This window comes from Peribacillus sp. FSL R5-0717, from assembly GCF_038002945.1.
Taxonomy (GTDB): domain Bacteria; phylum Bacillota; class Bacilli; order Bacillales; family DSM-1321; genus Peribacillus; species Peribacillus frigoritolerans.
Map to the genome: position 1 here is coordinate 3,977,080 of NZ_JBBOOF010000001.1, position 14,294 is coordinate 3,991,373.

The following is a 14,294-nucleotide window of genomic DNA, read 5'->3' on the forward strand; positions in this document are numbered from 1 at the left end:
TGATGGAAGTGAGAAATCCTAATGAAACAAAGAGAGAGTTAGAAATATTGTTTACTGAATCGGTTGGCCGTTTACTGAAACCTCTCGAAGAGGAAATCATTGCAGACATTGTAGCCTATCCAGAGGAAAAGAGAATTGCCTTCTTGGAATATATGAAGGAAATGTCCAACAAACAAAGACAATTGAAGTGAAGTTGAACTTTCATCATAGGAGGTTTTTTTATGAGAAACGAAGATATGGACAGATACAAGGTATGGCGCGATAAGTGGAAAAGAAGAGTGAATATGGAGAATTTAGCGTTATATGGAATTGCAACATTAGCTATGGCCATCTTGCCTGTCATGGCTTTTATGAGTTAAATCTATTAAAGGGCCGCCTTTTGGCGGTCCTTTAATATGTTAAAAGTTGCCATGAAAAGATATAATGAACAAAGAGGAAAGGAGAGATATGCATGAGCGTGATCGAAGAAAAAGAAATCATATCTTACATAAAAGAATTGGTGTCCATACCCAGCCCCTCCGGCTATACTGAACAAGCCATTAAATACGCGGCCGATTTCATGGAGCAGAGGAAGGTTTCATATAACATCACGAATAAAGGGGCATTGCTTGCTACATTAAAAGGCGAAGATGATAACAAACAACGCTTGCTGACTGCCCATGTCGATACTCTGGGAGCCATGGTAAAGGAAATCAAGGCGAATGGCCGCCTTAAATTGACGATGATCGGCGGTTTCCGCTGGAACTCAGTGGAAGGGGAGTATTGTAAAATCCATACAGCTGACGGAGCCATTATCACCGGGACCATTTTAATCAATCAGACCTCTGTCCACGTTTATAAAAATGCCGGGGATGCCAAGCGTGATGATGAAACGATTGAGGTCCGGATAGATGCTGTCGTGAAAACGAAGGCGGAAACCGAGGCCATTGGCATTTCTGTTGGAGATTTTGTCTCCTTTGAACCGAGAGTGGAAGTGACGGATACAGGCTTTTTGAAATCAAGGCATTTGGATGATAAAGCTAGTGTTGGCATCCTCCTTCATATCATTGATCTCATTTCCACAGGAAAGATAAAATTGGCATATACGACCCATTTCCTGATTTCCAACAATGAAGAAATCGGCTATGGAGGAAATTCCAATATCCCTAAGAAAACAGTCGAATATCTAGCTGTCGATATGGGCGCGATTGGTGATGGACAAACGACGGATGAATTCAGCGTTTCCATTTGCGCAAAAGACTCCTCGGGTCCTTATCATTATAAACTGCGTCAGCATCTGGTCTCACTTGCCCAAGCAAATGCCGTCGACTACCGTGTCGATATTTATCCATTTTACGGATCGGACGCTTCCGCTGCCATCCGGGCAGGATATGATGTCGTCCATGGCCTGATCGGACCGGGAATCGATGCATCACATGCCTTCGAGCGTACACATGTCTCTTCATTAAAGCATACAGCCAATCTGATTTTGCATTATATCCAATCAGAGTTGGTATAATCGTGAGAAAAGCCCACACTCCTATCATAGTAGTGCGGGCTTTTACTTTGTTTTTTAGCGATATTTTCATTATACTCGTGAGTTTTGGTGTTTTATCACGTGAATTTTGGTCATTTACTCGTGATTTGGAGTAATACTCCTGAATTTCGATTAAATACTGATGAGTTTTGGTGTTTTACTCGTGAATTTTGGTCATTTACTCGTGAGTTTGAGCGTAATACTCGTCAATTGGCGTAAGTACAAAAAATAAAGATTTATAATGATAATTCTTGTGGAGGTTCACCATTGTTGTTCATCAACCGTATGCTTTCCGGCTTAATTTGCAGAATTAAATAATTTGGATCTTTCGGACCTTCGAACCACTTTTCAAATGATTCATTCCATAATTTATCTTTCAGTTCCTGTGAATCGTTTATTTTCGAGGTACCTGAGATTTCCAGGTAAGAATCGCCCAATCCTTCATTATCATAGCCGATCAGGATATGAACATTAGGGTTCTTTTCAATTTCGTCGATTTTTTCCGTCTTTCCGCTCGTGGGTGTGTATAAAGTTAATTCATCATTAAAAAATGTCATATAGCGTGAATGTGGTTTGTTGTTTTCAACTGAAGATAAAACTCCTATTTTATGATCACGGATGATGTTCAATACTTTTTCTTTTATTTGGTTTTGGCTCATTTTTGCACACTCCTTTTATTTTTTACTCTATTACTTTTCCTCTTTTTTCATTAAGTTAAACAAAATTATGCAGTTTGCCATTTTTATGAATGAATACTGAAAGAAGTTGCCATACTAGTCATTATGTGTTCTGTTTAGAGAAATTTCATGATGTGAATCCATTTGTAAAGGTGAGTATGATGAATGAATTGTGGTGAATTACTTATCATTGGCGGGGCAGAGGATAAGTGCCTTGAAGGTGAAGTATTAAATAAATTTGTCGAGCTTGCAACCCATAGTGAAGGCGGAATAGGAATATTGCCTACGGCGAGTGAAATTCCTGAGGAAGTGAGTACAGAGTATATCAAGATTTTCAGGGATTTAGGTGTGAACAGGGTGGAAGTGATCAAGCTGGATTCAAGGCAGGATGCAAACGATCCGGCAATTTGTGAACAGCTGCCATCTTTTTCCGCCATCTTCATTTCAGGGGGAAACCAAAGCCGATTGTCTGAACTTATTGGAAAAACAAAGTTCCACGATGCCCTTTCTAAAGCCTGGCATGAAGGGATGGTGATAGCAGGAACAAGTGCTGGCGCTTCGATTTTAGGTAAGCATATGATCGTTGCTGCTGACACGATGCTGAATGACAATAAGTTAAAGGTTGAAATTGGCGTAGGTTTCGGCTTCCTGGACGGACTGATAATCGATCAACATTTTTCCCAGCGTGGCCGATTCGACCGTCTGTTAAGTGCAATAGCAGGGAAAAAAGAAATTATGGGTATTGGCATTGATGAAAATACAGCAATTTTAGTTAAAGACGGTCATTTTGAAGTAGTCGGCCAACATCAAGTATTGGTTCTTGATGGCAGCACTAGTGATTATATCAATATCACATCTTCTGATAATGGCAGTGAAGAGTTGACTCTTTCGGGATTTAACCTTCATGCACTGACCAGGGGATACCGTTTTGACCTGCTTACAAGGAAATTGTTGATGAAAAAGGGGATCCAGCAATGAAGATCAATCGAGTCCGTTATTTAAAAGGACCTAATTATTTTGCTTATACACCAACGATTTGCATTGAATTGGATATAGGGGAACTGGAACAGAAACCATCTGATTCGATACCTGGATTCAATGAAAAATTGTTAAAGGCGCTTCCGAACTTGGGAAGCCATACATGTTCAAAAGGGTATCGGGGCGGTTTTGCCGAAAGGCTGAAAAAAGGAACATGGATGGGACATATATTGGAGCATATGACGATTGAGCTTCAAAACTTGGCCGGAATCGAAGCCATTCGCGGAAAAACGATAATGATGGAAAAGAAGGGTTTTTATTATGTTACCTTCGACTATCAGGAGCCTCACTCAGGTCTTCAAGCTTTTTTAGCAGCAAAAGATATCGCGGAAGCCATCCTGAATGGTGAAAAACTTATAAATGTTCAATCTTATGTAAAACAAATAGAGCAGTTATATTATAAATATAAATTGGGGCCAAGTACCGAAGCCATTTTTAAGGCAGCGCAAGCAAAAGATATCCCTGTCGAGCGAATGGGTGATGAAAGCTTACTGCGTTTAGGAACAGGTGTAAGGCAGAAGTATGTCCAGGCGACAATCTCTAGCCAGACTTCGAGTATTGCGGTTGAGAATTCATGTGACAAAGCATTGACCAAATCCATATTAAGAGGATGTGGCCTCCCTGTACCTGAAGGGGAAGTTGCCCATTCCATTGAAGATATCTTTGCCTCGGCGGACAGGCTGGGTTTTCCACTGGTCATAAAACCGTATAATGGGAGACAGGGTCAGGGTGTCATCACCCATATCAAAAATAAGGATGAGCTATTCAATGTGATCAATTGTTTGGAGTTGCATGTGGAGAAGTATATTATCGAACGGCATATTGAAGGACATGATTATCGGTTACTGATAGTTAATGGAGAACTTATCGCCGCCAGTTTGAGGCTTCCACCCTATGTTATTGGCAATGGCAAGGAAACGATACGCAGTTTGATAGAAAAGGAAAATTGTAATGATTTGCGGGGAGAAGGTCATGAAAAGCCGATGTCAAAAATCCCACTTACACATACCGTGACGTGTTACTTGGAAAAATCGAATCGGACGCTCGATACGATTCCGAATCAAGGTGAATTGGTTCAAGTTGTCGGCAATGCAAATCTTTCGACTGGCGGAAAGGCAATCGATGTAACGGACCAGGTTCATCCGACCATTAAGAATATGTCTGTTGCAGCTGCGAAAGCGATCGGTTTGGATATCGCCGGAATAGATTTTATTTGTGAGGATATATCAAAACCGATCGAACATTCAAGGACTGCAATTATTGAAGTGAATGCTGCACCGGGAATTCGAATGCATCATTATCCGAGTGAAGGGAAAAAAAGGGATGTAGGCAAAGCCATTGTCGATTATTTATTTCCGACCAGGGAAGAGGCGGCTATACCGATCATTGCAGTGACCGGAACAAATGGCAAGACGACAACAACCCGATTGATTCATTATTTTCTTACTAATGAAAAAACAAAAGTTGGGATGACAAATTCTGATGGAGTATATATCGGCGATGAGGTATTGGATCACGGTGACTGCAGTGGCCCTGTCAGTGCAAGAATGGTATTGGCCCATCCTGAAGTCGATATTGCCGTATTGGAAACGGCCCGGGGCGGGATTCTGCGTGAAGGTCTTGCTTTTCGTAAATGTGATGTGGGGATCATCACCAATGTAAGTGAGGATCACCTCGGCCGTGATGGAATCGATACATTGGATGATCTCATTAAATTAAAGAGGCTGGTAGCTGAAGTCGTAATGAAAACAGGCTATTGTGTACTGAATGCAGATGATCCGAATGTAGCTGCCATGAACGCTTATACAGATGGGGAGGTCATTTACACCTCTACAGATGCCACCCAGCCTCACGTGAAAGCTGCGATAGATAAGGGATGTAAAGTTTGGTACGTCAATGAAAAAGGCGTCATTTGTCATTCAGCTGATGGAGTCATCCATCCATTTATGGATTGCACCATGGTTCCAATTACGATCTCCGGCATGGCACGTCATAATATCGCCAATTTACTTCAGGCGTTAGCCGCAGCCGAAACACAAGGCATTTCCATGGAAGAACTAAGAAGGAAGGCTGCCACATTTATGCCTGATACGAATTTGTCCAAAGGACGGTTCAATTTGAAAAAGTTGAAAGAGCGCACGATCATCATCGACTATGCTCATAATGAAGCGGGATTGAAGGCCATATTCGAAACGGTCAGTGCCTATAACAAAAATCATCTTATCACTGTTTTGGCAGGGCCGGGGGACCGTATTGATGAAGAACTTATCAGACTCTCCAAGGTAGCGGCCATTAATTCCGATCTGTTCATCATTAAAGAAGACGATGATTTGCGGGGAAGGGAGCCGTTAGAAGTAGCCGGGCTGCTTCAGGATGCTGCGGTAGAAGCTGGGTTACAAAAAGATCGGACATTCATCGAACCTAATGAATTGGACGCATTCATAAAAGCCTGGGAGAAATCACAACCGGGTGACCTATTATTGTTCTTTTACACGGATTTCGCATATGTAGAGAAATTTTTCGAAAAGGTTTCAACAAATCTATTGCCGAAGAAATAAAACAAAGTGATCTCATCCTGGAAATCCCATCGCTTTCCAGCGCAAGTGGAAAATGAAAGTACGAAAAAAGCTAATCCAAGTGGATTAGCTTTTTTTCATGACCGTTTCATTTGCAGCCGGGACAGCGGCATGGTCTTTTTTATATATTCGCTGAAGCACGATTGACTGAACAATCATGAATATACCACCGATTGACCAATATAGTGGCAATGCGGCAGGAGCAGAGAAAGAAATGAATAAAATCATTGCTGGTGAGAGCAAGCTCATCATCTTCATTTGTTTCTGCTGTTCTTCCGGCATTTGTCTCACGGAAATGACCGATTGGAAGTAATAAATGACACCAGCGATTATCGCCATGGCAATATTCGGCTGACCTAGGCTGTACCAAAGGAAACTATGGGTCGCAATTTCATGGGAACCTTGAATCGCATAATAAAAGCCCATTAGGATCGGCATTTGAATTAAGAGCGGCAGGCAGCCCATGTTTAAAGGATTGACTCCATGTTTTTGGTAAAGCTGCATCATTTCCTGCTGAAGGGCCTTTTGTTTAGCAGGATCTTTCGTCTCTTTGATTTTCTGCTGGATTGCTGTCATTTCCGGTTTCAGCCCATTCATCTTCGTCTTCATGCTAAGCTGTGTTTTGTATTGTTTGGCAGTCAGTGGTAGCAAAACAAGGCGAATCAAAAATGTCATCATGATGATGCTTAAACCATAGTTGCCATTAAATAAACCAGCATTGAATTCCAGCATTTTTGTCATGGGGTTAACCAATGCAGTATGAAATGGACCGCTCGTTGCTGCTGAGCAACCAGTCAAAAGGGTCGTTGCCAAAAATAGGACGGCAATTAAAAACATGTTTTTCTTCTTCAATATAATTTCCTCCTCGAATTGTTAATGTTTAAACAACTAGAAGGAGGCTTGGCTCATCGGAATCATCTGGTGAATCTTTTTGCCGGATAAAGGTGAAAAAGCGCTGTGCACCGCGCCAGTCAAAGGTGCTGCTTGTATGAACAGGGGATTTACTTTTATCTGTATGAACGGAAGCTTGATATTTGTCATTCAAGAGCGATTGCTTTTTATTTAAGAAGTAAAACGCGGCCAGTGGAAAGACAAAGGTAAATAAGTAACCTGCCCATACCGCATGGCGAACGGTTTGATAATCGAATTCTAATAATAATTCCCACATAGGAATCCCTCGTTTTTTCTAAGATAAGAAAATTTGTCCAAAAATGATTTAGGGCCTGACATGACTTTTGACCACATTTAAATCATTACCAACACTATATCAATTCTAGGGCAAGAAAGCTAAAAAATATAGGGGTTTTTTCAAAAAATAAACAGGGAATATTTTCTGATGCATAAATTTCAAAAATAGATCAAATGGAAATCAAATTCGAGACCGTTCAGAGCAAAGGTTGCACAAATGGTCATTCGTCTACATACGGATAAATGGAAGTTCAAATTATGAAGTGAAAAGGTATGAAACCATACGATTCATTCAATCAACAGAACGACCATAACGGTAATGAACGAAATGCACATCTCCGAAATATGGGCAATCATTTCATGGAAGGGGCATATCCATTAGAGAATCAGATGATGGATGTAAGGACTCCTCCTTGCCCGCCTGGTCCGTCCCACGGAGGGGGCCAGCCACCGCCCCGGCCGCCGTACGGAGGAGGACCGCCTCATATAGCTCCGCCATTATTCACTCCACAACTTCATGAAGGAATGTATAAGGCAATGGACACTGGGTCAATGAAAGGGTGCTTATACAAACATACGTATATTTGGCTTAAGAATGGCCGTTCATTTTGGTTTTACCCAACATATGTCGGATATAATTCAGTGGCAGGTTATCGTTGGAGACGAAGTCAACAGCGATGGGCCTATTATGGGACGGACGGGCAAGAAATACAATACTTTCATTGTTATTAAAAAACAAAAAACAATCCGCATTTGCGGATTGTTCAGAATGTAGACAAACTCGATGAAAATCGAGTTTGTCTACATTTTTTTGCTTGTACAAATTTGGACGTTGATTGGAACGTAGGGCACTCGCTTTCAGCGGACGGTCCGGACTCGGCGCACTTGCGCCTGTGGGGTCTCCCTTGGACTCGCTATTCCCGCAGGAGTCTCGCACACCCGCCCTAATCAACTATGTTTTTGCCTACAGTCTTTGGTCTTAACCTTTTATCAAAATTTCAAAGGGAATTTTAAAAGGGATTCGGAGTGGTCTCACCCTGAACCGTGTAAAGAACTAGTTATCACTTATCATTCAAAGTTTCAATCCAAAAAATAATCTGGAAAATCGGAAATGATCCCATCTACCTGCATCATTTTGAACATGTGTATTTGTTTTTTATTGTTGACGGTCCATGTAAATACTTTCATCCCGTGCTTTTGGATTCGCTTTTGCAGCTTCGTACTCAAAATCGTTTGTTTTGGATTCAAAAATGATGCGAACTCGGCAATCTCTTTTATTTTTTGGTCATTGATTCGCCGTTTTATCAAAACGCCCACTTGTATGTCCGGCATTAATTGATGAAACCTTTTCATGGATTCCATATCGAACGAATGAACCATTATCTTATTTTTACTTGTTGAACATTCTTGGAATTTACCTAATTCTTCGGCAAGTTTCTCTTCTATGCCGGGATAAGCAGAGGGATGTTTCAATTCGACTAAAATTCCGACCTCAGACCCGAAATTCTCCAATACCTCACTTAGTAAAGGTATCCTTTCGTTTTTATAACGAGAATGATACCAGCTTCCTGCATCCAGTTCCTTTAATTCGGCTGCCGTGTAATCACGGAGGTTCCCTTTTCCGTTTGTGGTTCGATCCAAGGTGGGATCATGATGAACCACAAGGACATCATCTTTACTGAGGTGAATATCCACTTCCAGGAAATCAGCACCCAATTCAATGGCTTTTTTATAAGATGCCATTGTATTCTCGGGGCAATATCCAGATGCACCTCGATGGCCAATTTTAATGGGGGAATGCTGCTTTATTAAGCTTTCAGGGAAATCACTTTTTGATCCTTTAGCGTAGAGAGCGAACAGGACAAGCATGGTTATCACGATAATAAGAAAAAATGCGGTCATCTTTCACACTCCTATCAGGCACAATGATTAAAAATTAGCAGGACAGTCTCATTTCATAATATTACATGTTAGGCAGGAAAAAATCATGTTTTACACAATGTTATAATCCGACTTAAAGGATTTATTGGAATGGTATGGAATACATATAATTTAAGTATCAATAAGGAGGGAAAGCAGATGGAATTGCAGGTGAAACCGAAGTCTAAAAAATGGAAGGGGAATTTTGGTTTATATTTTTCCCTTCCCATTCTCTCTTGGGCGTTTTACGATTTTGCCAATACGATTTTTTCTTCTAATATCAATACGATTTTCTTTCCATTCTTCCTCCAGGAACAGATTGGGGAAAATGCCGTTCTTGATCAGATTGCGAGTACCTTCATCTCCTACGCTAATGCGATTGCCAGTTTGTTTCTCGTTTTGTTTTCCCCGCTGTTCGGTGTCATGATCGATCGAACGGGAAAAATGAAAAAATACATTATGATTTTCACACTCATTTCCGTTGTATGTACATTTTTAATGGGGGTATTCGGGGGGACGCCGTTGGATGGAAAGATTCTGGGCATTCCCGTTTCCTTAGCGATCGTCATTCTTTTATTTGTGATAGCAAAGTTTTTCTATCATTCGAGTCTGGTTTTCTATGATACGATGATGAGTGATTTAGGCACGAAACAGCAATTGCCGCTAATATCAGGGTTTGGCGTGGCGGTAGGCTACCTTGGAACGTTAGTGGGACTGTCAATCTATCCATTCATAAGTAAAGGGAGTTCACATGAAGCCTTCATACCCACGGCCATTTTATTTCTGGTTTTTTCCCTTCCCTTATTCTTTTTTTTAAAAGAATCTCCAAAACAGCAAAAAGCGAAAGAACCTTTTTTATCAGGTTATAAGGAAATTAAATCAACATTTAAAGAGATGCGCTCCTACCGATCGGTTTTTACATTCATGATTGCTTATTTCTTTTTAAATGATGCAATTGCGACCACTATCGGCATGATGGCCGTATATGCCAAGACTGTTGTTGGATTTTCCTCCAGCGGATTCATTTTGCTATACCTGGTATCGACAGTATCGAGCATTGCCGGATCGTTTCTGTTTGGATACATCACACAGTCGAAGGGACCGCGGCTGGCTGTGACGTATGTGGGGATTCTGCTCTTGGTCGCTTTATTTATAGCGGTCTTCGCACAAACCGCCCTTTGGTTCTGGGTTGCAGGGAGTATGTTCGGAATTTCGCTAGGTTCGATGTGGGTGACATCACGGACCTATATCATTGAATTGACTCCGGATGAGAAGAGGGGGCAATTTTTTGGACTATTTGCATTCTCTGGAAAAGTCTCTTCAATAATCGGTCCGCTATTATATGGAACGATAACGTTGATATTCCACGACCTCGGTACATTGGCGAGCAGGATGGCACTAGGGTCATTGATCATCATGGCGATAATAGGTCTTGGCTTTCTTTTGAAACTGAAGGGATTGGAAGAAGTGAAATAAGAAAAAGGGACTGGAGCCGGCCTTAATGCCGTATCCAGTCCCTTGCTTAAACGTTATACCAAAATCAAGGTGACATCGACGTTTCCGCGTGTTGCTTTTGAATAGGGGCAGGTCATGTGTGCTTTTTTGGCGAACTCTTCGGCTTCTTCCCTGCTTAGGTCGGGAATCGAAACATCCAACCTTACAGCCAATTTAAAACCGCCGTCTTCCTCATCTTTACCGATCGTTACATTTGCCGTCACGGACGTATCGACCTTTTTCTTTTCTTTTTGCAGTACAAGATTCAAGGCACTGTCAAAACATGCCGCGTAACCGGCTGCGAATAACTGTTCAGGGTTTGTGGCGCGCTCACCGGAACCACCTAATTCCTTCGGTGACCTCACATCGAAATCCAGAATCCCGTCCTCTGATTTAATATGTCCTTCACGACCACCGTGTACGGTAACTGTAGCTGTATATAATGGTTTCAATGAAAACAACTCCTTTATTCATTCTTACTATCATTACTTCCCTGCTGTAAGTCTTGTTAAACAAAATGAAAGCGAGTATTGTTTGAAAATGGTATTAAATTGGAAGATATTGTTTTATAATGTACTGTATTAGGAGATGTAATACACCCATTGCAAGGAGGGTTCATGATGATTGAGTTGGATGTTCAAAGTGGAAAGCCGGTATATGAGCAATTGATGGATAAGATAAAGGAACTAATGATCAATGAAGTTTTACAGGAACATAATCAGCTCCCATCCATCCGAATATTGGCTCAGGAGTTGACCATCAATCCAAATACGATCCAGAAAGCGTACAAGCAGCTTGAGTCTGACGGGTTTATATATACCTTACCAGGCAAAGGGAATTTCGTTGCACCTCCTAACTTCAAAAATTCATTGAAAGAAGAAGAGATCAGAAACGAGCTTTCAAAGGTACTCGCTGAAGCTCTGTATATCGGAATCGATAAACGTGAAATTTATAGAATAATAAAGGAAATCAGTCCATTGGCAAAGGGGGGGGATTCATGATTGAAATAAAACAGGTGAGTAAATTATATGAAGGAAAAGAAGCAATCAAAAACGTCACCTTGGTTATACCAAAAGGCTCCATATTCGGGTTATTAGGTTCAAATGGAGCGGGGAAAACGACTCTATTAAAAATGCTTTCAGGCAACCTGATACAGGATGCAGGTGAAGTTCTTATTGATGGATCATATGTGTTTGAAAACCGTGAAGTGAAAAATCGTTGTTTCTTCCTTCCTGACACGCCTTATTTCCTGGCTAACTATACGATCACGCAAATGGCAGGTTTTTATAGCCATATTTATAGTGAGTGGAATCATGAACGTTTCTATCAATTACAGGAAGTATTCCCGATACCCGTCCAAAATAAAATACATAAACTATCGAAGGGGATGCAGAGACAGGTTGCTTTTTGGCTAGCACTCTCGACGATGCCGGAAGTTCTAATATTGGATGAACCGTTTGATGGATTAGATCCGGTCATGCGAAAAAATGTGAGACAGTTGTTGATTCAGGATGTATCGGAAAGGAATATGACGATTTTACTATCGTCCCATAATCTCCGGGAAATTGAAGATTTAGCCGATCATGTAGGGATTTTGCATAAGGGTGAGCTTGTTATCCAAAAGGTTTTGAATGACTTGAAAGCTGATGTACATAAAGTGCAAATTGCCTTTAAGCACAAAATTCCCCATGGTTTATACCGCGGAATTCAAATCCTTAACAAGGAAAGACGCGGCAGTGTGATCGTTTGTATCGTTAAAGGTAATGAAGCCATGATTAAATCGCATTTTAATCAGTTTCAGCCGGAAATATTAGATATTCTCCCCCTTACTCTAGAGGAGATATTCATTTATGAAATGGGGGATATCGGTTATGTCATCCAGAATAACCTGGTTTAATAGGGAACTGATTATCTATATTTTCAGAAGCACTGGCTGGATTGGTTTCCTATATCTTGTAGGCCTCATATTTGCGCTGCCTCTGGAAATGTTAGCGATTATCTTGAATGGGAACAATGAATATGTGGAATTCGAAAACCTTTTTTCCTGTCAGCAGATGATACAGTTTGTCTTGGTCATCGTTATTCCAGTATTACTTGCCATCTTCCTTTTTCGGTTTTTACAAATGAAACAAGCCTCAGACTTCATTCATAGTTTACCGATTACGAGACGCAGCATCTACGCTCATATGATTGGAACGGGAATTGGCTTCATGGGTTTGCCGATTTTACTTACAGGTTCAATATTGATATTATTTCACTCGGCAATTGATATAGAACGGCTATATACCATGACGGATATATGGTCTTGGATGGGGACAACATTTATTTTGGAAGCTTTGATTTTTTCCGTTGCCGTTTTACTTGGAATGGTTACGGGATTATCAGCCTTTCAAGGAGTGCTGACCTATATTTTTCTTACTTTGCCGGTGGGGCTTTTTGTTTTGTTTGCAGCTAATGTGAAATTTTTGATAGCAGGATTTTCTGCAGAGTATTATCTAAGTGCCAATATGAATGGCATCTCCCCATTATTAGCAGCAACGGAGATGGAAAAAATCACTTTCTTCTCTATTAATACATTAATTTATAGTATATTAACCTTTCTATTTCTGATCAGCTCTCTTTTTCTCTATGAGAGGAGAAAGCTGGAGCATGTGTCGCAGGCATTTGTTTACCCGAAGATTAAGCCAGTGTTTAAAATCGGCCTGACATTATGCATGATGCTGTTTACAGGGCTTTATTTTAGCGAAACGACAGGCGAACCTGGGTGGATTTTTTTTGGATATACCGTCGGTTCTTTGCTTGGATATTATTTAGGGGAAATCGTCCTGCAAAAGACTTGGCGAATACGGGTCAACCTGAAAGGTTATGTAGCGTTTATAGCGGCTGTCATTGTGCTGGCACTCATTATAAAAATAGATCCCCTTCAGTATAAGACCAAGATTCCTGATGAAAAGATGATTAGCCAAATTTATATTGGTGATTCTCCTATATTTTTTGAAGGCGATGACACGTCGAATAATGCTTCCAATTATCTTAAAGAGAAGGAAAATATTGAAGCGATCAGGTTATTGCATCAGGAAATCATCGATAAGGGTAAAAAGGTTTCCATTGGTGAATGGAATGATGGTCAATCCGTATTTCTGATGTATGAACTCAAGAATGGAAAACGGTTAGCAAGAGAGTATCATTTGCAGAATTACGATTCATACATGCCACTTTTGGCGAAAATATATGAGTCTAATGAATATAAAAAAATGGTTAATCAGGTATTGAATGTTTCCGCTCAAGATGTTTCTAAAATCAAGATAACGGCGAGCGGCCAAGTGGACAAATCCATAACGATCACGGACCGTCAACAGCTGGAAGCTGCAGTGAAGGCATTGTCGGAGGACCTGAATAATCAATCGTTCGCACTAATGACTTCTTCTTTTGGTGATTTTGCCTCCATAGAGATTCTTTTGAATAATAACAAAACCATTTATATGAATTGGGACTCTTCATATCCTCAGTTTTCAGAATGGATGGTAAGTACCGGACAATCGGAACAAGCGCGGTTAATGGCTGATGATATTTCTTATATCCTGGTTGCAAAGTCCGATTCGAAAATTTATCACACGAATTCTGAAAGCGAACTTGCACAGCAGATTGAACAACAGCCAAATCGCTTGAAAATTAAGACCGCTTCTGAAATCGAGACAGCGATTGATAATGCCCAAATTGATTGGAGCGGGGAGTATTCAGCTGCCTTTTATTATAAAGAAAGCAGAGATGTGGACATCAAGAGTTTTTCTGGCGAACATGTTCCCGATTTCATTTTGGATCATTTTAATGAAAAATAACGTGAATATTCGCATGTACATATAAAGGAAAGGATGCCGCCCGATA

15 protein-coding genes are annotated in these 14,294 nt (G+C 40.7%); 10 read left to right on the forward strand and 5 right to left on the reverse strand.

From position 1 onward, the window contains the following. The first annotated feature begins 2 nt into the window (after positions 1-2). From NYE65_RS19215 to NYE65_RS19225, 3 genes are all read left to right on the forward strand, one after another. The gene (locus tag NYE65_RS19215; RefSeq protein ID WP_054397060.1) at positions 3-191 is read left to right on the forward strand and encodes a hypothetical protein; all 189 of its coding nucleotides are present in this window, start codon (positions 3-5) and stop codon (positions 189-191) included. 30 nt (positions 192-221) lie between these two features. Continuing rightward, a complete protein-coding gene (locus tag NYE65_RS19220) occupies positions 222-359 on the forward strand; it encodes a hypothetical protein (RefSeq protein ID WP_156319562.1) in 138 nt (45 codons plus the stop codon). 98 nt (positions 360-457) lie between these two features. Next, positions 458-1,498 carry a M42 family metallopeptidase gene (locus NYE65_RS19225; RefSeq protein ID WP_328178415.1) on the forward strand — a complete coding sequence of 347 codons (1,041 nt, stop codon included), beginning with the start codon at positions 458-460 and terminating at the stop codon, positions 1,496-1,498. Positions 1,499-1,752: 254 nt separating this feature from the next. Here NYE65_RS19225 and NYE65_RS19230 read toward each other — a convergent pair whose 3' ends face one another. Then, the gene (locus tag NYE65_RS19230; RefSeq protein ID WP_053534231.1) at positions 1,753-2,175 is read right to left on the reverse strand and encodes a pyridoxamine 5'-phosphate oxidase family protein; all 423 of its coding nucleotides are present in this window, start codon (positions 2,173-2,175) and stop codon (positions 1,753-1,755) included. 183 nt (positions 2,176-2,358) lie between these two features. On the opposite strand from NYE65_RS19230, the gene NYE65_RS19235 reads away from it, so the two are divergent. Beyond that, a complete protein-coding gene (locus NYE65_RS19235) occupies positions 2,359-3,171 on the forward strand; it encodes a cyanophycinase (RefSeq protein ID WP_328178361.1) in 813 nt (270 codons plus the stop codon). Beyond that, the gene (gene cphA, locus NYE65_RS19240; protein WP_340861473.1) at positions 3,168-5,789 is read left to right on the forward strand and encodes a cyanophycin synthetase; all 2,622 of its coding nucleotides are present in this window, start codon (positions 3,168-3,170) and stop codon (positions 5,787-5,789) included. The genes NYE65_RS19235 and cphA overlap by 4 nt, the downstream gene beginning before the upstream one ends. Before the next feature lie 84 nt (positions 5,790-5,873). Here cphA and yidC read toward each other — a convergent pair whose 3' ends face one another. Beyond that, entirely contained in the window at positions 5,874-6,659 is a 786-nt protein-coding gene (gene yidC, locus NYE65_RS19245; RefSeq protein WP_237752152.1) for a membrane protein insertase YidC, read from the reverse strand. A gap of 28 nt (positions 6,660-6,687) precedes the next feature. Then, complete coding sequence (locus NYE65_RS19250; RefSeq protein ID WP_340861474.1) at positions 6,688-6,975, reverse strand: hypothetical protein; 288 nt, start codon at positions 6,973-6,975, stop codon at positions 6,688-6,690. Between the two features lie 293 nt (positions 6,976-7,268). Between NYE65_RS19250 and NYE65_RS19255 the strand changes: the two genes are divergently transcribed. Then, complete coding sequence (locus NYE65_RS19255; protein WP_340861475.1) at positions 7,269-7,727, forward strand: hypothetical protein; 459 nt, start codon at positions 7,269-7,271, stop codon at positions 7,725-7,727. A 348-nt stretch (positions 7,728-8,075) separates the two neighbouring features. Here the strand turns inward: NYE65_RS19255 and NYE65_RS19260 are convergent, their stop codons facing one another. After that, a complete protein-coding gene (locus tag NYE65_RS19260; protein WP_268590534.1) occupies positions 8,076-8,897 on the reverse strand; it encodes a glycerophosphodiester phosphodiesterase in 822 nt (273 codons plus the stop codon). 177 nt (positions 8,898-9,074) lie between these two features. Here NYE65_RS19260 and NYE65_RS19265 point away from each other — a divergent pair, with 177 nt between their 5' ends. Further along, complete coding sequence (locus NYE65_RS19265) at positions 9,075-10,391, forward strand: MFS transporter (RefSeq protein WP_340861476.1); 1,317 nt, start codon at positions 9,075-9,077, stop codon at positions 10,389-10,391. Between the two features lie 53 nt (positions 10,392-10,444). On the opposite strand, the gene NYE65_RS19270 is transcribed toward NYE65_RS19265, so the two are convergent. Beyond that, positions 10,445-10,861 carry an organic hydroperoxide resistance protein gene (locus NYE65_RS19270; protein ID WP_063576989.1) on the reverse strand — a complete coding sequence of 139 codons (417 nt, stop codon included), beginning with the start codon at positions 10,859-10,861 and terminating at the stop codon, positions 10,445-10,447. A 168-nt stretch (positions 10,862-11,029) separates the two neighbouring features. Between NYE65_RS19270 and NYE65_RS19275 the strand changes: the two genes are divergently transcribed. Genes NYE65_RS19275 through NYE65_RS19285 form a run of 3 tightly spaced genes read left to right on the forward strand, consistent with a single transcriptional unit; the run spans position 11,030 to position 14,248 of the window. Then, complete coding sequence (locus NYE65_RS19275) at positions 11,030-11,410, forward strand: GntR family transcriptional regulator (protein ID WP_264641352.1); 381 nt, start codon at positions 11,030-11,032, stop codon at positions 11,408-11,410. Next, complete coding sequence (locus tag NYE65_RS19280) at positions 11,407-12,306, forward strand: ABC transporter ATP-binding protein (protein ID WP_264640603.1); 900 nt, start codon at positions 11,407-11,409, stop codon at positions 12,304-12,306. Before NYE65_RS19275 ends, NYE65_RS19280 begins: the two co-directional genes overlap by 4 nt. Continuing rightward, a complete protein-coding gene (locus NYE65_RS19285; protein WP_340861477.1) occupies positions 12,281-14,248 on the forward strand; it encodes a DUF6449 domain-containing protein in 1,968 nt (655 codons plus the stop codon). Before NYE65_RS19280 ends, NYE65_RS19285 begins: the two co-directional genes overlap by 26 nt. The last annotated feature ends 46 nt before the right edge of the window (positions 14,249-14,294 follow it).